Source organism: Streptomyces sp. NPDC031474 (assembly GCF_055581185.1).
In genome coordinates, this window is record NZ_JBVIJX010000015.1 from 221,684 (window position 1) to 242,192 (window position 20,509).

At 71.5% G+C, this 20,509-nt stretch carries 14 protein-coding genes; 3 read left to right on the forward strand and 11 right to left on the reverse strand.

The features are described 5' to 3' along the window. The first annotated feature begins 169 nt into the window (after positions 1 to 169). The 3 genes from ACZ5SK_RS31100 to ACZ5SK_RS31110 all read left to right on the forward strand — a co-directional run bounded on the left by ACZ5SK_RS31100 (position 170) and on the right by ACZ5SK_RS31110 (position 6,223). Positions 170 to 2,887, forward strand: coding sequence for a lysylphosphatidylglycerol synthase domain-containing protein (locus ACZ5SK_RS31100; protein WP_334577399.1), 2,718 nt, complete (start codon positions 170 to 172; stop codon positions 2,885 to 2,887). 74 nt (positions 2,888 to 2,961) lie between these two features. Beyond that, positions 2,962 to 4,506: an alpha/beta hydrolase gene (locus ACZ5SK_RS31105; RefSeq protein WP_468576744.1), complete on the forward strand. Its 1,545-nt coding sequence runs from the start codon at positions 2,962 to 2,964 to the stop codon at positions 4,504 to 4,506. 151 nt (positions 4,507 to 4,657) lie between these two features. Further along, complete coding sequence (locus ACZ5SK_RS31110) at positions 4,658 to 6,223, forward strand: alpha/beta hydrolase (RefSeq protein WP_334577401.1); 1,566 nt, start codon at positions 4,658 to 4,660, stop codon at positions 6,221 to 6,223. A gap of 86 nt (positions 6,224 to 6,309) precedes the next feature. On the opposite strand, the gene moeZ is transcribed toward ACZ5SK_RS31110, so the two are convergent. The 11 genes from moeZ to ACZ5SK_RS31165 form a co-directional block, all read right to left on the reverse strand. Continuing rightward, positions 6,310 to 7,488, reverse strand: a complete 1,179-nt coding sequence (gene moeZ, locus ACZ5SK_RS31115; protein WP_334577402.1) for an adenylyltransferase/sulfurtransferase MoeZ — start codon at positions 7,486 to 7,488, stop codon at positions 6,310 to 6,312. Positions 7,489 to 7,551: 63 nt separating this feature from the next. Continuing rightward, positions 7,552 to 8,310, reverse strand: coding sequence for a spherulation-specific family 4 protein (locus tag ACZ5SK_RS31120; protein WP_334577403.1), 759 nt, complete (start codon positions 8,308 to 8,310; stop codon positions 7,552 to 7,554). Further along, a complete protein-coding gene (locus ACZ5SK_RS31125) occupies positions 8,298 to 9,260 on the reverse strand; it encodes an NAD-dependent epimerase/dehydratase family protein (protein WP_334577404.1) in 963 nt (320 codons plus the stop codon). Before ACZ5SK_RS31125 ends, ACZ5SK_RS31120 begins: the two co-directional genes overlap by 13 nt. Before the next feature lie 888 nt (positions 9,261 to 10,148). Then, entirely contained in the window at positions 10,149 to 11,399 is a 1,251-nt protein-coding gene (locus ACZ5SK_RS31130) for a hypothetical protein (protein WP_468576745.1), read from the reverse strand. Further along, the gene (locus tag ACZ5SK_RS31135; protein WP_468576746.1) at positions 11,396 to 13,129 is read right to left on the reverse strand and encodes a glycosyltransferase; all 1,734 of its coding nucleotides are present in this window, start codon (positions 13,127 to 13,129) and stop codon (positions 11,396 to 11,398) included. Before ACZ5SK_RS31135 ends, ACZ5SK_RS31130 begins: the two co-directional genes overlap by 4 nt. A gap of 227 nt (positions 13,130 to 13,356) precedes the next feature. Continuing rightward, positions 13,357 to 15,039 carry an ABC transporter ATP-binding protein gene (locus ACZ5SK_RS31140; RefSeq protein WP_334577407.1) on the reverse strand — a complete coding sequence of 561 codons (1,683 nt, stop codon included), beginning with the start codon at positions 15,037 to 15,039 and terminating at the stop codon, positions 13,357 to 13,359. Continuing rightward, a complete protein-coding gene (locus tag ACZ5SK_RS31145; RefSeq protein ID WP_334577408.1) occupies positions 15,036 to 16,025 on the reverse strand; it encodes an ABC transporter permease in 990 nt (329 codons plus the stop codon). The genes ACZ5SK_RS31140 and ACZ5SK_RS31145 overlap by 4 nt, the downstream gene beginning before the upstream one ends. After that, on the reverse strand, positions 16,022 to 17,008 hold the full coding sequence (locus ACZ5SK_RS31150; RefSeq protein ID WP_334577409.1) for an ABC transporter permease: 987 nt from the start codon (positions 17,006 to 17,008) through the stop codon (positions 16,022 to 16,024). Before ACZ5SK_RS31150 ends, ACZ5SK_RS31145 begins: the two co-directional genes overlap by 4 nt. A gap of 4 nt (positions 17,009 to 17,012) precedes the next feature. Continuing rightward, the gene (locus ACZ5SK_RS31155; protein ID WP_334577410.1) at positions 17,013 to 18,737 is read right to left on the reverse strand and encodes an ABC transporter substrate-binding protein; all 1,725 of its coding nucleotides are present in this window, start codon (positions 18,735 to 18,737) and stop codon (positions 17,013 to 17,015) included. A gap of 150 nt (positions 18,738 to 18,887) precedes the next feature. Next, positions 18,888 to 18,983: an Ms4533A family Cys-rich leader peptide gene (locus ACZ5SK_RS31160; RefSeq protein ID WP_334577411.1), complete on the reverse strand. Its 96-nt coding sequence runs from the start codon at positions 18,981 to 18,983 to the stop codon at positions 18,888 to 18,890. A gap of 69 nt (positions 18,984 to 19,052) precedes the next feature. Next, positions 19,053 to 20,504 (reverse strand): DUF3152 domain-containing protein, encoded by a 1,452-nt coding sequence (locus ACZ5SK_RS31165; RefSeq protein ID WP_457494794.1) that lies wholly within the window; start codon positions 20,502 to 20,504, stop codon positions 19,053 to 19,055. Between the last annotated feature and the right edge of the window lie 5 nt (positions 20,505 to 20,509).

Below are 20,509 nucleotides of genomic sequence, written 5' to 3' on the forward strand. Positions count from 1 at the left end.
ACCCCACCGACAATGCGACGAGCCCGCGCCCCCGGGTGACCCTCGCCCCCGGGCGGCGCTTCGGGCAGACTGTGCGCCCCCGCATTTGCACCCTGATGCCCCCGTGTGTCGGTGGGGCATGCCACCATCGTGCGAGCGGTGACCGGTGATACGAGATCAAGAAGAGACGATGAAGCAGCAGGGTGTGCAGCCTGAGGGCGCGGAGGACGCCTCCGAGGCCGCGTCGCGCCCTGGCATCGCCGAACAACCGCAAGGCCCGGAAGCACGGGAAGAACAGACACCGGAAGAGGTGCACATCGACGAGGTCGAGGGCGACGAACCGCTGCTCCCCGCGCGCGTGCACCGCCCTTCCGACCTGATGCGGCTGCTGGTCGGCGTGCTCGCCGTCATCCTGCTCCTGGCCATCGCCGCGTTCGCACACGGAACCACCTCCGGGCTCGAACAGGACATCAACAAGGGCACCGGGCAGGCCCCCGACCTCCTCATCAAGATCGCCGGTCTGGCGTCCAGCATCGCGATCCTGCTGGTGCCGGTCGCGTTCGCGATCGAACGGCTGATCAAACGGGACGGACTGCGCATCGCCGACGGTGTGCTCGCCGCGGTCCTCGCCCACGGTGTGACCCTCGCCACCGATCTATGGGTCGCGAAGGCCGCGCCGGACTCGATCCAGGAAGCGCTCACCCAGCCCTCCCCCGGTGACATCCACGCCCTCACCGACCCGGTGCACGGCTACCTCGCGCCCGTTATCGCGTACATGACGGCCGTCGGCATGTCCCGTCGGCCGCGCTGGCGCTCGGTGCTGTGGATCGTGCTGCTCCTCGACGCCTTCTCGATGCTCGTCACCGGCTACACGACACCGTTCTCGATCATCCTCACCGTGCTGATCGGCTGGACCGTGGCCTACGGCACGCTGTACGCGGTCGGCTCGCCGAACGTGCGCCCCACAGGGCGGACGCTGATGGCGGGTCTGCGGCATGTCGGCTTCCGCCCGGTGAGCGCGGCCCGCGAGGACAGCCCGGACGCGGCGGAGGGCGACCGCGGCCGCCGCTATTTCGTCACCCTGGAGGACGGTCCGCCGCTGGACGTCACGGTCGTCGACCGGGAACAGCAGGCCCAGGGGTTCTTCTACCGGGCGTGGCGCAATCTGACCCTGCGCGGCTTCGCCACCCGCAGCAGCCTGCAGTCGCTGCGCCAGGCGCTGGAGCAGGAGGCGCTGCTCGCCTACGCGGCCATCGCGGCCGGCGCCAACGCGCCGAAGCTGATCGCGACGTCGGAGCTCGGCCCCGACGCGGTGATACTCGTCTACGAGCACACCGGCGGCCGCACCCTCGACTCGCTGGCGGACGAGGAGATCACCGACGACCTGCTGCGCAACACCTGGCGCCAGGTGCAGTCCTTGCAGTCGCGGCGCATCGCGCACCGTCGGCTCGCGGGTGACGCGATACTGGTGGATCGTTCCGGCACGGTGATCCTCACCGACCTGCGCGGCGGCGAGATCGCGGCCGGCGATCTGCTGCTGCGGATGGACGTCGCCCAGTTGGTGACGACGCTCGGCCTGCGGGTGGGCGCCGAACGGGCGGTGGCATCCGCGGTGGGCGTGCTCGGACCGGACGCGGTCGCGGACTGTCTGCCGATGCTCCAGCCCATCGCACTGACCCGCTCCACGCGCGCGACGCTACGCCGACTGGCACGCGAGCGTGCACAGCGCGAACGCGAGGCGGTCCTGGAGGCCTCCCAGCAGGCCAAGCAGGCCCGCCTGGAGGCGACCGGCGACGACATCGAGACCGTCGCCCCGGAGAGACCCGGCAAGAAAGCCGTCCGCGCGGAGGCGCGGGCCGAGAAGCGGGCCATCGACGAGGCGCTGGAGGAGGCACGCGAGGAGGACCTGCTGACGCAGATCCGGCACCAGGTGCTGCTGATCCGGCCCCAGGCGCCGGTGGAGCCGGCCCGCCTGGAGCGGGTACGGCCCCGCACCCTGATGAGCTTCATCGCAGGAGCCATCGGCGCGTACTTCCTGCTGACGCAGCTCACCCACATCGAGTTCGGTCCGCTCGTCGCCAACGCCGAGTGGGGCTGGGTCGCCGCGGCCGTATTCTTCTCGGCGCTGAGCTATGTCGCCGCGGCGATGAGCCTGCTGGGGTTCGTGCCGGAGCGGGTGCCGTTCCCGCGGACCGTGGCCGCGCAGGTCGCCGGGTCGTTCGTGAAGATCGTGGCCCCGGCCGCGGTCGGCGGGGTCGCCCTCAACACGCGCTTCCTGCAGCGCGCCGGGGTGCGGCCCGGGCTCGCGGTGGCCAGCGTCGGCGCCTCGCAGTTGTTCGGGCTCGGCTGCCACATCCTGATGCTGCTGTCGTTCGGCTACCTCACCGGCACCGAGAAGACGCCGTCGCTGTCGCCGTCCCGCACAGTCATCGCGGGACTGCTCACGGTGGCGGTGCTCGTGCTCGTGGTGACGTCGGTGCCGTTCCTGCGGAAGTTCGTCGTCACGCGCGTGAGGTCGCTGTTCGCGGGCGTCGTGCCGCGCATGCTGGACGTGCTGCAGCGGCCGCAGAAGCTGGTCACCGGCATCGGCGGCATGCTCCTGCTCACCGCCTGCTTCGTGATGTGCCTGGACGCATCGATCCGCGCGTTCGGCGACGAGTCGACCTCGCTCAGCATCGCCAGCGTCGCCGTCGTCTTCCTCGCCGGCAACGCACTCGGCTCCGCCGCCCCGACGCCGGGCGGAGTCGGAGCCGTCGAGGCGACCCTGACGGTCGGTCTGATCGCAGTGGGACTGCCCAAGGAGGTAGCGGCTCCCGCGGTGCTGCTGTTCCGCCTGCTGACGCTGTGGCTGCCCGTGCTGCCGGGCTGGCTGGCCTTCAACCACCTGAGCCGCAAGGGCGCCCTGTAGCAGGCCGTGGGTGCCCGTACCTCGTACGGCCCGCGCCCCGCGCGCGTGCCCGCGGGCGACCGCAGGATGGGATCATGCCGAACCCGTCCCGCCTGCGTGCCGCCGCCGTGACCGCCACCGCCCTTCTGCTGTCCTCGGTGGTGGCGGGCTGCGGCGACGACGCGCAGGACGGGGACCTGACGGCGCAGAAGCTGAGCTGGCAGGACTGCCCGGCGCCCTCCCCGGCCGAGGGCGGCGGCAGCGCCCCGTCCCCGCTGCCGGACGGCGACCAGTGGCAGTGCGCCACGATGAAGGCGCCCCTGGACTGGACCGACCCCAAGGGCGACACGATCGGCATCGCGCTGATCCGGGCCCGGGCGAGCGGCGACGCGAGCGGGCGGATCGGCTCTCTGGTCTTCAACTTCGGCGGCCCCGGCGGCTCGGGCGTCTCCACCCTGCCCGCCTTCGGCACCGTATACGCGGCCCTGCGCACCCGCTATGACCTGGTGAGCTTCGACCCGCGCGGGGTCGGCCGCAGCGCCGGCGTGCGATGCGAGAACGACCAACAACTCGACGTGTACTTCCAGCAGGACGCCACGCCCGACGACGCGGCCGAGCGCACCGCGCTGCTGGACAACACCAAGCATTTCAACGCGGCCTGCGAGAAGAACTCCGAGAAGATGCTGCCGCATGTGCGGACCACGGACGCGGCCCGCGACATGGACCTGATGCGCCAGGTCCTCGGCGACGCGAAGCTGCACTACTTCGGCATCTCCTACGGCACCGAACTGGGCGGCGTGTACGCCCACTTGTTCCCGAAGAACGTGGGGCGCGCCGTCTTCGACGCGGTCGTCGACCCGACGCAGACGTCCGAGCAGGGCTCGCTCGGGCAGGCCAGGGGATTCCAGCTCGCGCTCGACAACTTCGCCGAGGACTGCACGTCCAAAACGGTGGCCTGCCCCGTCGGGGACACCGCGCAGGACGTGAAGGACCGGATCACCAGGTTCCTCAACGACCTGGACGGCAAGCCGATCCCGGGCATCTTCCCGCGCGAACTGACCCAGAGCGCCGCGACCAACGGCATCGCGCAGGCCCTGTACTCCAAGGACTTCTGGGAGTACCTCACCGAGGGCCTGGAGCAGGCCTACGCCGGGGACGGCAGGATTCTGCTGCTGCTGTCCGACCTGATGAACGGGCGCAGCGAGAACGGCGAGTACAGCAACATCACGGCCGCCAACGTCTCCATCAACTGCGCCGACGACAAGCCGCGTTACTCCACCGCCTATGTGGAGGAGAAGCTGCCGGAGTTCCGGGCCGCCTCCAGCCTGTTCGGCGACTTCCTGGCCTGGGGGATGGTCGGCTGCACCGACTGGGCCGTGCCGGGCGCGGCCGATCATCCGGACGTGAGCGCGCCAGGCTCGGCGCCGATCCTCGTGGTGGGCAACACCGGTGACCCGGCGACCCCGTACGAGGGGGCGCGGAAGATGGTGGAAGCGCTGGGCAAGGGCGTCGGGGTCGAGCTGACGTACAAGGGGCAGGGGCACGGCGCGTACGACAGCAAGAACAAGTGCGTGCAGGCGGCGGTGAACGGCTATCTGCTGAACGGCAAGATGCCGGCCGCAGGGACCGTCTGCTCCTGACCTCAGGCCCCCCGACCCCTGACACTTTTCCGGAAAACCAGCAGGTCAAAAGGTTATCCACAGGCTCAGACGGTCAGGCTTGGCTCCGCCTAATATGGCCTGACAGCCGTCCGCCGCCGAGTGCGGGCGGCCTGCGAGGGGGGACATGCACATGGCGCGATTCGTACGGTGGGCGGCGCTGGGGGCCGCCGCCGCGCTGCTGGGGGCAGGCTGCAGCAGCGGCACGTCGGACGGCGGCGAGGACGGTAAGGACGGCTCGGCCGGCGCGCGCCCCTCGGCCGCCTCCTCCGGGGCGACGGCCCCGGAGGCGGCCCCGCCCGCCGCCCTGACCGGGCAGAAGCTCGACTGGGGGCGCTGCAAGGCCACCAAGGACTCCGCCGCACCGGACAGCGACTGGCAGTGCTCGACACTGAAGGTGCCGCTGGACTGGTCGAAGCCGGACGGCGGCACCATCGGCCTCGCCCTGGTGCGCGCCAAGTCCCGCGCCGGCGGAGGCGATCGGACCGGCTCGCTGCTGTTCAACTTCGGCGGCCCCGGCGGCTCGGGTGTATCGACGCTGCCCTCCTACGGCTCCGCGTTCTCCTCGCTCCGCGACCACTATGACCTGGTGAGCTGGGACCCGCGCGGGGTCGGCGCCAGCGAGGGCGTCCGCTGCCGCAGCGACAAGGACATCCGGACCGCCGAGTCCCTCGACTCCACCCCGGACACCCAGGCCGAGGAACAGGCCTACTTCCAGGACGCCACCGACTTCGGCAAGGGCTGCGAGAAGGCCGCGGGCAAGCTGATGGCCCATGTATCGACGACCGACACCGCCCGCGACATGGACCTGATGCGCCAGGTCCTCGGCGACGCGAAGATGCACTACTTCGGCATCTCCTACGGCACCGAACTGGGCGGCGTGTACGCCCACTTGTTCCCGAAGAACGTGGGACGGCTGATCCTCGACGCGGTCGTCGACCCGAGCGCCGACTCGGTGGGCCACGCGCAGAACCAGGCACGCGGCTTCCAGCGGGCACTGGACGACTACCTCAAGTCGACGGGCCAGGACCCCGCGAAGGGCAGCAAGAAGATCGCCGACCTGCTGGACGGGATCGACGCCAAGCCGCTGCCCACGGCGGACGGGCGGAAGCTGACACAGACGCTCGCGGTCACCGGCATCGTCCTGCCGCTGTACAGCAAGTCGGGCTGGCCGAGCCTGACCAGCGCCCTGAAGGCTGCCGAGGCCGGGGACGGCTCCGAACTGCTGACGCTCGCCGACGGCTACAACGAGCGGGACACCTCGGGGCACTACGGCACGACGACCCACTCGCAACGGGTCATATCGTGCTTGGACGACAAGCAGCGGCCGACCGCCGAGGAGACGAAGAAGCTGCTGCCGGAGTTCGAGAAGATCTCGCCCGTGTTCGGGGACTTCCTCGGCTGGGACACGGCCGGATGGTGCCACGACTGGCCGGTGGCCGGGCAGTACGACACCCCGGAGGTGAGCGCGGCCGGTGCGGCGCCGATCCTGCTGGTCGGCAACACCGGCGACCCGGCGACGCCGTACGAGGGCGCGCGGAAGATGGCCGACGAGCTGGGCAAGGGCGTCGGGGTGCTGCTCACCTGGAAGGGCGAGGGGCACGGTGCGTACGGGAGCGGGAGCAGCTGCGTCGACTCGGCGGTGAACGCGTATCTGTTGAAGGGAACGGTGCCGAAGGACGGCACGGTCTGCTCATGACGACGGCGGGGGCTTCGCGCACTCGTGGTACGCGAAACCCCCGCCGATCCGACCGGGAAGACCGGTGGGCAGAGCGTGCGGCCGGGTCAGTAGATCGGCTTGCTCGGCTCGATCTGGTTGACCCAGCCGATCACGCCGCCGCCGACGTGCACGGCGTCCGCGAAGCCCGCGGACTTCAGCACCGCGAGGACCTCCGCGCTGCGGACACCCGTCTTGCAGTGCAAGACGATCTTCTTGTCCTGCGGCAGGCCCTCCAGGGCGGTGCCGAGGAGGAACTCGTTCTTCGGGATCAGCTTGGCGCCCGGGATGGAGACGATCTCGTACTCGTTCGGCTCGCGGACGTCGATGATCTCGATGTTCTCGCCGTCGTCGATCCACTCCTTGAGCTGCTTGGGAGTGATCGTCGCGCCGGCGGCCGCCGCCTGGGCCTCTTCGGAGACGACGCCGCAGAAGGCCTCGTAGTCGATGAGCTCGGTGACGGTCGGGTTCTCGCCGCAGACCGCGCACTCAGGGTCCTTGCGGACCTTGACCTGGCGGTACTGCATCTCCAGGGCGTCGTAGATCATCAGACGGCCGACCAACGGCTCACCGGTGCCGGTGAGGACCTTGATCGCCTCGGTGACCTGGATGGAGCCGATGGACGCGCACAGCACGCCCAGCACGCCGCCCTCGGCGCAGGAGGGGACCATGCCCGGCGGCGGGGGCTCCGGGTAGAGGCAGCGGTAGCAGGGGCCGTGCTCGGACCAGAACACGGAGGCCTGGCCGTCGAAGCGGTAGATCGAGCCCCACACGTACGGCTTGTTCAGCAGCACGCACGCGTCGTTGACCAGGTAGCGGGTCGCGAAGTTGTCCGTGCCGTCGACGATCAGGTCGTACTGGCTGAAGATGTCCATCACGTTCTCGGCCTCGAGCCGCTCTTCGTGAAGGATCACGTTCACGTACGGGTTGATGCCGAGGACGGAGTCGCGGGCGGACACGGCCTTGGAGCGGCCGATGTCGGCCTGGCTGTGGATGATCTGGCGCTGCAGGTTCGACTCGTCGACCTCGTCGAACTCCACGATGCCGAGCGTGCCCACGCCCGCCGCGGCCAGGTACATCAGCGCCGGCGAGCCCAGGCCGCCGGCGCCCACACAGAGCACCTTGGCGTTCTTCAGCCGCTTCTGCCCGTCCATCCCCACATCCGGGATGATCAGGTGGCGGGAGTACCGTCGAACCTCGTCTACGGTGAGCTCAGAGGCTGGCTCGACCAGGGGTGGCAGCGACACGGGGACTCCGTTGGTCGGTCGATCACTACAGTTGTTCTCTCCGTAACACTGCCATGGCCTTCTTCATTCCGAGACACCTGTTCCGATCCGCGAGACGAGTTCGTCCCAGTAGCCGGGCATGGTCTCCCAGGGATCGGTCAGGCCGTCGCGGTCGGTGCCGTCGGTGAACCAGATCGTCGCGGCGCCCTGCCAGCGGGCGATGCGCAGCGCCTCGTCGAGGTGGCCGCGCGGCACGCCGTGCACGAAGTGGCAGAACCGCTCGGGCGGATGGTCCGAGGTCCACTCGGCCACCTGCGACCAGCGGTAATCGCTCCAGGGGCCGGAGAAGGTGACCAACTGGTCGGCGTGCTCGGCGTATCCCGGATACGGGTGGGTGCCGTGGCCGAGGACGATGTGGGACGCGTCACGCAGGGCGCGGAGCGTGCCGACTATGCGGCGCAGCTCGGGGAGGGCGGTGCGCTCGGCCGGGCAGCGGTCCAGGAGGAAGCCGTCGACCTGATACCAGTCGAGGTACCGCTGCGCGTCGGAGACGACCTCGGCGAAGGCGCGCGCCCCGTAGCAGATGTCGATGTTGCCGAGGACCCGGATGCCCGCGTTGCGCAGCCGGCCCACGGATTCCAGGCAGCGCGGGTCGGGGCGGACGCCGGGGCCGTCGGCGACGTCGAGGACGACCCAGTGCAGCGGCTTGCCGGGGCGGGCGAGTTCGCCCCACTCGGCGGGCGCGAGGAGGGGGTGCGCGATACCGGGGACACCGAGGCCGGTGCGGACGTCGGTGGTACCGGCGCTCGCGGTGCCCACCGGGGTTCCCGTCAGATACGACATGCCGCCTCCATCCAGATGTCGGCGAGGGACTCCTCGAGGTTGATCCGGGGCCGCCAGCCGAGCCGGTCGCGGGCGGTGCGCACATCGGCCTGCTGCCAGCTGCCGCAGCCGTCCGGGTACGGGAACGCGGCGGGGCCCGCATGGTCGGACTCCGGGCGGGGGTGGCCGATGGCGGGCCTGAGGTGGCCGCCGGGCGGGCCGTCCAGTTCGTGCAGGGCACCCGCGTATCCGGCCACCCGGGCGAGGATCGACGCGGCGTCGCGCAGCCGGACGGCGCGGCCCGAGCCGATGTTGATGACGCCCTGCGCGGCGGAGAGGGAGGCGGCGTGCACGGCGCGGGCCACGTCGCGGACGTCGATGAAGTCGCGTTGCACACCGAGCCCGCCGAGCTTCAACTCACCGTCGCCGGACTGCATGGCGCGGCGCATCGCCTCGGCGAGCCGGCCCAGCGGGGAGCCGGCGGGCGTGCCCGGCCCCGCGGGCGAGAAGACCCGGAGCACGACGGCGTCCAGACCGGAGCCGAGGACGAGTTCGGTGGCGGCGAGTTTGCTGACGCCGTACGGGCCGCCGGGGCGGGGCACGGCGTCCTCGGCCGTGGAGGAGCCGGGCTGGCTCGGGCCGTACTCGGCGCCGCAGCCGATCTGTACCAGCCGGGCGCCGCAGCCGCTGCGCCGCAGGGCCTCGCAGACGGTGGCGACGGCGACGGTGTTGTGCCGGGTGAGTTCTCGGGCGCCGCCGCGGGTGGTGCCCGCGCAGTTGACGACGACCTGGGGGTGGACCGCGTCGAGGAAGCGGGTGAGGGCGCCGGGGCTGCCGGACGCGAGGTCGAAACGGACGTCGGCGTCGTCGCCGCGGCCGAGCGCGGTGAGCTGGACGGCCGGGTCGGCGAGCAGACGGTCGGCGACGAAACGGCCGAGGTAGCCGTTGGCTCCGATCAGCAGAACCCTCATCGTGCGGCTCCCGGGGTGTGCGCGGCGGCTGTCGCCTGGGCTGCGTGGGCTCCGGTCGCCCGGTGTGCTCCTGCTGCTCCTGTGACCGCGGGGGCTCCTGCGACCGCGGGTGCCCCGGTGGCTCCGGTCCCTCCGGATCGGGAGGTGGTCATCTGGTCTCTCCTTCAAGGGTGATGCGCTGGGTTGCGGCTGGGTGGAGGAGCGCGTGCGTCGTGCGGTCGGGGCACGGTGGGGGTTGCGCTGCGCGCGGTGGCGGAGGTGCTGATGGCCGGCGCCTGGCGGGGGCGGGCGGCCACTGACCGGCGGAAGTAGAAGAGCGACGCCATGAAGTCCCCGAGCCCGCCTGCGAACTCCTCGGCCCCTCCCCGGAACTCGGTGGGACAACTTCCCGACCTGGCGGAACGGCCGCAGGGTTCGCCGGAACGCCCGCCGGGCTCGGCGGGAGGGCCTGCGAGCTCAGCAGCACGCCTTCCGAGCCCGACAGGCCGGCCTCCCGACCCGACAGGCCGGCCTCCCGAGCCGGCGAGACGACTGCCGGGCTGGGCGGGCCGGCCTCCCAGCTCACCAGGACGACCGTCGGACTGGGCAGGACGGCATCCCGACCCGGCGGGACAGCCTCCGGGCACGGCGGGGCGGCTTCCGGGCCCGGCAGAACAGCCTCCCGACCCGGCAGGACAGCCTCCGCGCCCGGCAGAACAGCCTCCCGATCCGGCAGGACGGCATCCGCGCCCGGCAGAACTGCCTCCCGAGCCGGCAGGACAGCCTCCGCGCCCGGCAGAGCTGCCTCCCGAGCCGGCGGGAGGGCCGTCGGGCTCGGTTGGGCCGGTTTTTGAGCTGGTAGGGCAGGTGCCCGGGGCGCCCGGTGGGGGAGGTGGGGGTGGGTTCGGGTCAGCACGGTTGGTCCGTCCGGGCGTGGGCCGAGGCTCTGGTCAGCGTGCGGGTGGCGTGGACGAGGAGGATCAGAGCGGCAGCTGCGCAGATAAGGGACGGCACACCGTCCGGGCCCCAGACGGTCACGAGGCTCTCCACGGGCGCCGCCAGAAAGCCGCAGCCGGGCAGGCGGCCTGCGAAGACCATGGCCGGGGCGAGCACCTCGGCCGTGCCGGCGGCGCCGAGGACGACCGCCGGGGCGTGGGTGAAGCCGTGCACCATGAGGAGGCGGGCGAGGAAGAGGAGCACACCCAGGGCGAGGGTGTGACCGTAGTCGGCGGGCTCGCCCAGGGTCGTGACACAGAGGGCGTGCAGTGCGGCGAGCGCACACAGGAACAGGGCGATGGTGCCGAGCAGCAACGGCCGTACGGAGGCGGCGAACTCCTCCAGGCCCCGGCTGGTGTCCAGGCGCCGGCGCGCGCGGACGGCGAGGAGGTGGGCGCTCCAGGCGGCGGGCGCGCAGGCCAGGGCGAGGGTGAGCAGCGGGGCGGCGGCGAGGGGCCAGGGGCCGTGGACCGTTCCGTCGGGCAGGCCGTCGGGTCCACCTCCGACGGCGGCGCGCAGGAGGCCGTCGCCGAGGGCCGCGTAGCCGAGAAGCCAGCAGGTCCAGGCGTCCGTCCGGTGCCGGCCGGGGTGGGCGCCGCTGTGCGGGCGCAGCGGGCCCCGGCGCAGGGCCGCGTGCAGGGCGAGGGTCACGCCGAGGATCCCCGCGGCAGCGACGAGGAGACACGTCCGCCCCTGGGTGAGGCGTACACCGGTCACGGTCGCGGCACACAGGACGCCCGGGAGGAGGGTGAGCAGCGCCCAGTCCAGACGGGGTCTCGGGATCGCGGTCGACGGACTCGCCGGGGGTGCGTCGCCGTCGCGCGGGACGCGGGCGTACATCTCCTCCGCGAGGGAGAAGACGTCCCGGTGCCGGAAGCGCGCCGCGGTGCGGTCGGTGACTCCGTGGGCCTCCAGGCCCGCGGCGATCTCCAGCGGGTCGACGGCCCGTTCGCACAGCTCACGGTGCCGGTGCATCAAGGACTTCACCGGGTCCACGACGCCACGGCGGGGAGCGGCCGGCTTACGGCCGTCGGCAACCGTGGCGTCGTCGGCGACCGTGTCGGCGCCGACGTGCGCGCCGGTACGCGTATCGGTGCGCCCGCCGATACGCGCCTCGGCGCTTTCCGTCGGCCCCCGTCGGTCCAGTTCGTCGAGCCCGCTCATCGTGCTCCCTCCGTCGCGGCGACCGGTGAACTGCCGCGTACCGGCGGCCTCTCCGCCCAGGCCGGGGTGTGCCCGGCGGTGACACGCGTGCCCAGGTCGGTCCACGAGCCCGGCAGCCTGGCCTCGGGCGGAACGGCGAACGGCCGGGGTTCGCCGTCGTGGCCGAGGACGAACCGACGAAACGGGGCCCGGGAGACGAGCTCCAGGTAGATGCCGTGGAACGCCGCGATGTTCTGCTCGACCGTGAACAGTTCGAGGGCGCGGGCGCGGGCGGCCGCCCCCAGGCGCGCACGGCGCTCGGGGTCGCGAAGCAATGCCCCGCAGGCCTCCGCGAGCGCCCGTGGATTGCGCGGCGGGACGACCAGTCCCGTGCCGCCGATCACCTCGACCACCGCGCCGACGTCCGTCGACACGGTCGCCCGGCCGCAGAACATCGCCTCGACCAGGCCGACCGGGAACCCCTCGACGACGCTGGACAGGACGACGACCGCTCCGGCCGCGTACGCCTCGGCCAGGGTGGGCGCCTCCGGGCCGCCGATCTCCTCGAAGGAGACCGGGTTGTCGCCGACGGCGTGCGGTCCCTCCGCCTCGTCGGGGAAGAGCTGAGCGGCCAGCATCCGGCAGTCGCCGAGATAGGCCCGGCCCTCCGTGCCGGCCGGCGCGCCGATGATCCGCAGGCGGGCGCGCGGCTCCTCCTTGCGGACCTCCGCGAAGGCGTGCAGCAGCGACACCAGGTCCTTCGCCGGTTCCACCCGGCCGACCCAGACCAGGGTGTGCGGATCGGCGGTGTCCGGGGCCTCGCCCACCTCGGCGAAGCGGGACGCCGCCATGCCCGGGTAGACGGTGCGCAGTTTGGCGCGGTCGGCGCCGCACCGCTCCTGCCAGCGCCGGGCGTGGGTGTTGCCCGGCGTGACGCACGCCGCCCGTCGGTAGACCTCGGCCGCGAGCCGGCCGTGGAAGGCGGCGAGCAGGGCACGAACGGCGGGGGCCTCGCCGGAGCTCAGATAGTGCGTCCGCAGCCGGACCCCGTACTCGGTCACCAGCAGCGGCACGTCGAAGAAGTGCCGGGCGAGCAGCCCTGGCAGGGCCGCCGGGCCGCCGGACGTGGCATGGCACAGGTCGACCGCGCCGAGGCCCTCTCCCCCGTCGCCCGTCTCGTCGTCGTACCAGTCGAGCGAGAGGGGGCGCAGGGCGCGCTCGAGATGTGCGGCGACGGCGAGCAGGTCGGGGACGCGCGCCTCACGCGTCGTGCGCAGCGCGCCGGGCGCGCGGCAGGCACGTTCCAGGGCGCGCACGGCGCCCTCCGAGCGGAGCGCTCCCACCAGCCCGCCCTCGTCCCGGGCGAGTTCGGCGAGGCCGTACAGCGCGTTGGCGAAACGGTCCGCCTGAACGGCGGGACCGGCCCCAAAGGAGAGCGCCGAGCCGTGCGAAGAGTCCGCCGAAGGGTCCGCCGAGGAGTGCGCCGGGTCCGGGGACTCGCCCTCGCACAGGGCGGTCACCAGCTCGCCGTAGAACTCCGCGAAGCGGCGGCGCGCGCGCCGGCCGTATGCGACCCCGTCTTCCTCGGCCGTCCACAGCGGCGCCGTGCGCACCCGGCTGACCTGCGGCGGAAGCTCGACCCAGCCCGCGTCCTCCTGGTGTTCGGCGCGGCTGAGGGCATAGACGTCGAAGTCGTGCTGTCCGAGCCCGCGCACGAGCCGGTCGCACCAGACCCCGGCGTCACCGCTCACATACGGATAGCCACCCTCCGTAAGCAGTCCGATACGCACGCGCGCCCCCGATCTCCCGTTTGGGGAGCCGCCGTTGACCCGGCGGCTCGCAGCGGGACGAACGTATGCGGACAAGGCGGTGGTGCGACGGACGGTTGTCCGTCGCACCACCAAAAGGGGTGAACGGTCGTAACTTTCCCGTGCGGGTCGCGTTCGGTCGCGCTAAGAGATCATCCGACCGCGAAACGTTACGCCACGGCCAACTCCCGCCGTTCGGCGCGCCGCCGGGCCGCGACCGCCGGGTCGAGCGCCGGTACGGCGGCCAGGAGCTGCTTGGTGTAAGGGTCGCGCGGCGACTCGTACACCTCGTCGGCGGGGCCCTCCTCGACGACGCGGCCGTGTCGCATCACCGCGACGCGGTCGCTGACCTGGCGCACCACGGCCAGGTCATGGGCGACGAAGACCAGCGCGAGGCCGAGTTCGCGCTGCAGTTCGCCGAGCAGGGCGACGACCTGGGCCTGGGTGGTCACGTCGAGCGCGGAGACCGGCTCGTCGCAGACGATGACGTGCGGGTCGGCCGCGAGCGCCCGCGCGATGCCGACGCGCTGGCGCTGACCGCCGCTGAACTCGTGCGGGTAGCGGTCGTAGTGCTCCGCTTCGAGTCCCACGCGCTCCAGCAGTTCCGTCACCCGCCTCCTGATGCGCGCATCGTCGCGCCCACCCCGCGCGCGGAGCGGGTCGGCGATGGACTCGCCCACGCTGCGGCGGGGGTTGAGGGAGGAGACGGGGTCCTGGAAGACCATCTGCACGGTCGGGTTCACGCCCGACGACACCCGCCCCTCGTAGCGGACCTCGCCCGCCGTCGGCTCCAGAAGCCCGACCAGCATCCGGCCCAGCGTCGTCTTGCCGCTGCCGCTCTCCCCGACGACGCCGAGGGTCTCGCCCCGGCGGACTGTCAGCGACACGCCGTCCACGGCCGCGAACGCCCGCTTCCCGCGCCCGAACTCGCGCCGCAGCCCGCTCGCTTCGAGCACCACCTCAGCAACAACCGCCTCCTTGACGACCGGCTTCTCGGCAGCCTCGCCCTTGGACGCATCAGAGGCATCAGAGGCATCAGAGGCATCGGAAACCTCGGAGACATCGAAGACCTCTCTCTTCACGTCCACCCGCGGTACCGCGCCCAGCAGTTCCCGTGTGTACGCCTGCGCGGGCGTCGCCAGGACGGTGCCCGCCGGGCCGTGCTCGACGAGCCGCCCGTGCCGCATGACCAGCACCTCGTCGACGCTCTCCGCCGCCACGCCCACGTCGTGCGTGACCAGCAGCAGCCCCATGCCGGTCGCCTCGCGCAGGGTGTGCAGCAGGTCGAGGATCTGGGCCTGGACGGTCACGTCCAGCGCGGTCGTCGGCTCGTCGGCGATCAGCAGGTCGGGCTCGCAGGCGAGCGCCATGGCGATGAGGGCGCGTTGGCGCATGCCTCCGCTGAACTCGTGCGGGCGCGACCGGGACCGTCGTACCGCGTCCGGGATTCCGACGCGCTGCAGGACCTCAACCGCACGCGCGCGTGCCGCACGGCGCGACACGCGCGCGTGCACGCGGTACACCTCGGCGATCTGGTCGCCGATCGCGTAGTACGGATCGAGGGAGGACAGCGGGTCCTGGAAGACCATCGCCGCCCGGCCGCCGCGCAGCCGCCGCAACTCCTCGTCGGACGCGGCCTGTACGTCGGTCCCCGCGACCCGTACCGAGCCGCCCACGGCGGCTCCCGTCCCGCGGTGCAGCCCCAGCAGGGCCGAGGCGACCGTGGACTTGCCGGAGCCGGACTCGCCGACCAGACCGAGAGCCGCGCCCTCCTCCAGGCGGAAGGAGAGGCCGTCGACGGCCCGTAGCGAGCCGAACCCGACCGTCAGGTCGGTGACTTCCACCAGGCTCATGCGAGCACCACCCGTCGGTCGGCCAGCGCGTACAGGAAGTCCGCGACGGCGTTGGCGAGCACCACGAAGAATCCGATGACCAGGACCATCCCGACGACGACCGGCAGGTCGACGACGTTGACCGCGTGCACCAGTTCCTGTCCGATGCCGGGGAGCCCGAAGAGGGTCTCGGTGAGCACCGCGCCGCCGACCGCGGAGCCGAAGTTGTTCGCGTTCAGCGCGATGACCGGCGCGAACGCCCCGCGCAGCGCGTGCCGTCCGATGACGGACCGCTCCCCCACGCCGTACGCGCGGAAGGTGCGGATGTGGTCCTCGGCGAGCGTCTCCAACATCGACGCGCGCGTGAGCCGGGCGAACGCGGCGGCCTCGATGAGCGCGAGCGAGAGCCAGGGCAGCAGCAGGTTCCACGCCCACTGCTCGGGGTCGTCGGTGAACTTCACGTACTGCGGGAACGGCAGCCACTGCAACTGTCCGCAGACGACGATCATCAGCACGAGGCCGATCACGAAGACGGGCGTGGCCACGCCCGCGAGCGTGACGCCGGTCAGCAGCCGCTCGCTGAGCCTGCCGCGCCGCCAGGCGGACAGGACGCCGGTGCCGACGCCGAGGATCAGCCACAGCACCATCGCGCCGAACACCAGCGACAGGCTGACCGGCAGCTTGTTCAGGATCAGCTGGGTGACCTGCTGGTCGCTCTGGTACGACAGCCCGAGGCAGGGCGCGGAGCAGTGCTCCACGGAGGTGCCGGTCGAGTAGTCCTGGCCGGCCACGAGGCCCTCCAGGAAGTGCCAGTAGCGCACGTACAGCGGGTCGTCGAGCCTGAGCTGCTGGGCGACCTGGTGCACCTGTTCCGGCGAGCAGCGCGGACCGCAGGTGATCTGGGCGACGTTGCCGGGGGTGACGTAGAAGACGACGTAGACGATCACCGAGATGGCGAACAGGGTGACGACGGCGCCGAGCGCGCGCCGTAGCAGAAAGCCGGTCATGCCTTGGCCTCCCTCTTGCGGCCGGTGCCGACGCGCAGCCGGGACGCCGCGCGCGGGTCCAGGGCGGTGCGCACACCGTCGCCGAGGACGGTCAGGGCGAGGACGGTGACGAAGAGCGCGCCGGCGGGCAGCAGCAGGTACTGCGGGGCGGCCTGGTACCAGACGTCGGCGGCGGTGAGCATCTGTCCCCAGGACGGCGTCGGCGGCTTCACACCGACGCCGAGGAAGGACAGGGCGGCCTCGGCAGAGATGTTGGACGGCACCAGCAGCGCCGCGTAGGTGATGATCGGCGCGGCGATGCCGGGCAGCAGCTCGCGGCGGGCGATGCGCCAGGTGCCCCAGCCGCTGAGCCGGGCGGCGGCGACATGGTCGAGCTGTTTGAGCGTGAGGGTCTGGGCGCGCACGATCTTGGCGACGCTGCCCCACGCGATCAACCCGATGACCGACGCGACCAGGACGGGTCGCGGGAAACTCGCCGGGACGATGGCGAGAAGCGCCAACGACATGATCATGAGGGGCATGGCGACGATGACGTCCGTGAACCTGCTCAACAGTTGATCAACCCATCGACTGCCGAGCGCGGCCGATACACCCACGACGACACCGATCAACACCTGGACGACCGTGGCGGCCAGCGCGACCCCCAGCGAGACCCGGGCGCCGTACACGAGCCGCGCGAACAGGTCGCGTCCTGTCTGCGGTTCGACGCCGAGCCAGTGGTCCCCGCTGATGCCGCCGAGCGACCCGACGGGCACACCGCCGCGCGCGGAGTCCACCAGAGAGGAGTGGTAGGTGTTCGGGTCCTGGCCCTCCAGCGCGGTGAGCAGGGGCGCGGCGAGCGCGACCAGGACGAGCAGCGCGACGACGCCCGCCGCGACCATGGCGGCCCGCTGCGCCCGCAGCCGCCGCCAGAACTGACGAGCCCCCGAAACCCCCGGGACGGCTGCCCCGGGGGTCTCGACGGCGACAAGTACTTCGCTCATCGGATTACTTGACCGCTACCTGCGAGATGTCCAGCACACCGGTCCAGTCGCTGATCACGACGTTCTTGATGTCCTTGCCGACCAACCGCTTGTAGACCGGGTGGAACAGCGGCACGGTCAGTGCCTGCTCGCCGATCTTCTTGTCCAGTGCACCCCACCTCTTGGCGGCAGCGTCAAGATCGGTCAACTTGTTGATCGCGTCGATCTCGGCATTGACCGACTTGTCATTGAGCAGGCCCGAGTTGAAGTTCGCGCCGTCCTTGACGATCTGACGGCCGTCGAAGATCGGGGCGAGGAAGGGACCGCCGGAGGGCCAGTCGGCGCCCCACGTGGCGAGGAAGAAGCCCGGCTCGGTCTTCACCTTGCGGACCGTGTCCGAGTAGTTGTTGTCCTCCAGGCCCTGCAGCTTGACGGTGATGCCGGCCTTCTTGAGCGCGTCCTGGAGGGCCGTCGCGATCTCGGGGCTGGTCTTGAAGTTCTGGGCGTTGTTGTGGGTCAGCGTGACGGTGAGCCCGTTGGGGTAACCGGCCTCCTTCAGCAGCTCCTTGGCCTTGGCCGCGTTGCCGGAGTCGCCCGCCGGGAACAGGTCGTACGGCTCGTAGCCGAAGGACTTCTGGTTCGGCAGGAAGGTGGTGGCGGCCTCGGCCAGCGACGACCCGCCGGCGGCGTTCACGACCGACGAGCGATCAATGGCGTAGGAGATCGCCTGCCGCACCTTGACGTTGTTGAACGGCTTGACGGTCGGGTTGAACGCTATGTAGTTCGTGTAGCCGAAGTGCCCGGTGCCGACCCGCGCGGCGAGTTCCTTGTCGCCGGTCACCTTGGCGAGCTCGGCGGGGCCGAGGTTGGTGTCCGTGGTGACCGCCTTCGAGTCCGCACCCTGGGACGCGGACAGCCGCTGGTTGATCACCGAGGAGTCGAGCCCGGACTTGACGTCGATCTTGTCCGGGTACGCCTTGCGCTCGGCGTCCGTCGAGGCGGACCAATAGGTGTTGCGCTCCAGGAGGAGCGTCTCACCGTCGTTCTCGTTCTTGACGACCTTGTAGGGGCCGGACGAGATCGGGTGCTCCTCGTACTTCGTGCCGGTGTCCTTGGCCTTCGGCACGGGCGCGAACTGCGTCTGCGTGGCCAGGAAGGGGAACTCGCCCTCGGGCTTGTTCAGATGGAAGACGATGGTCCGGTCGTCCGGCGTCTCGATCGCGGCGAGCCCGCCCTTGTCCTTGTACGGCCCCTGGTAGTCGGCCGCGCCGACCAGCCAGTCCCGCAGATAGGGCGCGCCACCGGACAGCTCGGGCGCGAAGGAGCGCTCGATGCCGTACTTGATGTCGGCCGAGGTGATCGCGGTGCCGTCCTCGTACTTGAGCCCCGTCTTCAGGGTGTACGTCCACACGGTCGCGTCCTTGTTGGGGCGCCCGGTGTCGGTGGCGAGGTCGGGGACGACCTTCGCGCCGGCTGCGCCGCTCTCGCGGTTGCGGGTCGTGAGGGTGCGGAAGACGAGGGAGGGCACGTTGCCGCCGCCGGAGGTGTACAGCCGGGCCGGGTCGAAGTCGGTCTGCGGCTCGGAGTTCAGGACCGTGAGGGTGCCGCCCTTGTGCGGTGTGGAGTCGCTGCCGGAGGCCTTGGCATCGTTGTCGTTGTCCTCAGGACCGCACGCGGCGGCGCCCGCTGCCACCACCAGGCTGACGGCCGCCGCGGCCACGCGGCGGGCTATGAGGGACGGATGACGCATCGAAGACGACCTCTCGAATGATGAGACGGAATGACGAGGAGTGAGACGGAAGTGAGCAGACGTCCGCTCGGCGTCAGGTCGTCGAAAATGCCGTGCCCGAGGCACGAAAAAAGGGAGGAAGAATCGCGACGCCAACGCCAGAGGCGAGCGTCAGCTACAGAGAATGTCTGCCACGCAGAGTGCGGTCACGCCGAAGAGCGCCAGCTCGATGGCGGCGCTGCTGTCGACAGGATGACTAGACCACATGCGCAGCAATATGGAGGAACTTTCTGGGCATGTCAACGTGACCCATGAGACGTCTGTCCACCCGAGAGATCAACCCTTGGGATAGGGCCAGGGGTTGGGCAGACAGTGAATCCCGTTGTGGTCGAGGAATTTGGTCTGCTGCTGCATGACCGGCGCGAGGTCGCCGTTCTTGTCGCAGGTGACATGGTCGTAGCGGAGCCGGTGGCCGACCTCGTGGTTGATCAGCATCTGCCGGTAGGCGTACATCTTGTCGCCGTAGGTCTTCGAGCCCTGCGCCCACCGGTAGGCGTTGATCATCACCCGCTCGGTGGCGGCGGAGTCGCAGGAGACGTTGTCCTCGGTGGTGTCCAGGCCCGACTTGGCGCACCATTCGGCGGTGGTGCCGGGGCTGGCGAGGGTGATGACGAAGTCCGGTTTGCCCGAATGGATCCGCTCGAAGGTGCGGGCGCCGTTGTGGGCCCAGCTGCGGTCGTCGTTGAGCGTCTTCTGCACGGCCTGCGCGAAGAGTTCGCCGTCGAGCCCGAGGCCCTGCTCCACGTCCACGCGGTAGGTGTACTTCTGCCCCTTGCCGGGCGCCTTGTCGATGCCCGCGATCGCGTCGAACTTCCCCGAGCCCTTGAGCTTGGCGCCGAGCGGGTACCGCAGGTCCATCCGCTGCGCGTACGTCAGTGTGGCCACGCCGGGGGACGCGAACGGGCTCGGCCGGTCGTCGCCGGGCGCGGCGTCTTCGAGGCCGTCGCGGGCCTGGCCGGTGGCGGACTGCGACTGGACGGCGTCGTCGTCCCGCCCGCCGGTGACCTGGCCGGCCACCACGACGGCCAGCACCGTGGTGACCGCGGCGGCCGCGATACCGGTGAACGTGCGCCCCTTGGCACCCTTGGCTGAGCCGGCGCCCTTGGCGGACCCGGCGGTCTTGGCGGACCCGGGCCCGCCGGTGGGCGGCGGACCGTCCCGGTCGTCCCCGTCGTCCCCGTCGAGTCCTGCCGGGGCGGCCGAACGGGAGACGGTGTTCCGGTCGGTGAGACCGGTGAGACCGGTGCCCGAAGCGTCGAGGGAGGTGTGGTGATCCTGTGCACGCGCGCGCGTGGCCGGATACGGCGCCCCCGCGCGCGTGAGGGCCTCGTCGCCTTCCTGGAAGGCGTCGAGGTAGTCCTGGCGCGGCCCCTGACGGGAGCCTTGGCGCGGGCCGCCCGGCGGCCCCGGCGGCATCGGTCGCTGACGCGGTATCACGGGCTGCCCGGTACCCGTCTGCCGCCCTCTCAAGTCACCCCAGCCGCCCCCGGTTTCACGCTGCTCGGGGTGGCCGCCCCGCACCTGCGGGAACCCGTGGGCGGGCGTGCCGTCGGGGAAGCGGGGCAGTCCGTGCGAGGGGGTGCCGTCGTGACCCGGGGGCGGGGTCTGGACGCGGGCGCCCCGGATGTCCCCCTCCGGAAGCCCTGGGGGAGCCTCCTGCGGCGCGCCCTTGGAGTCGCCTTTCCCGGCGCCCTTGGGCGCGGGTCCACGCCGGCTGTGGCGTCCCACGTCGG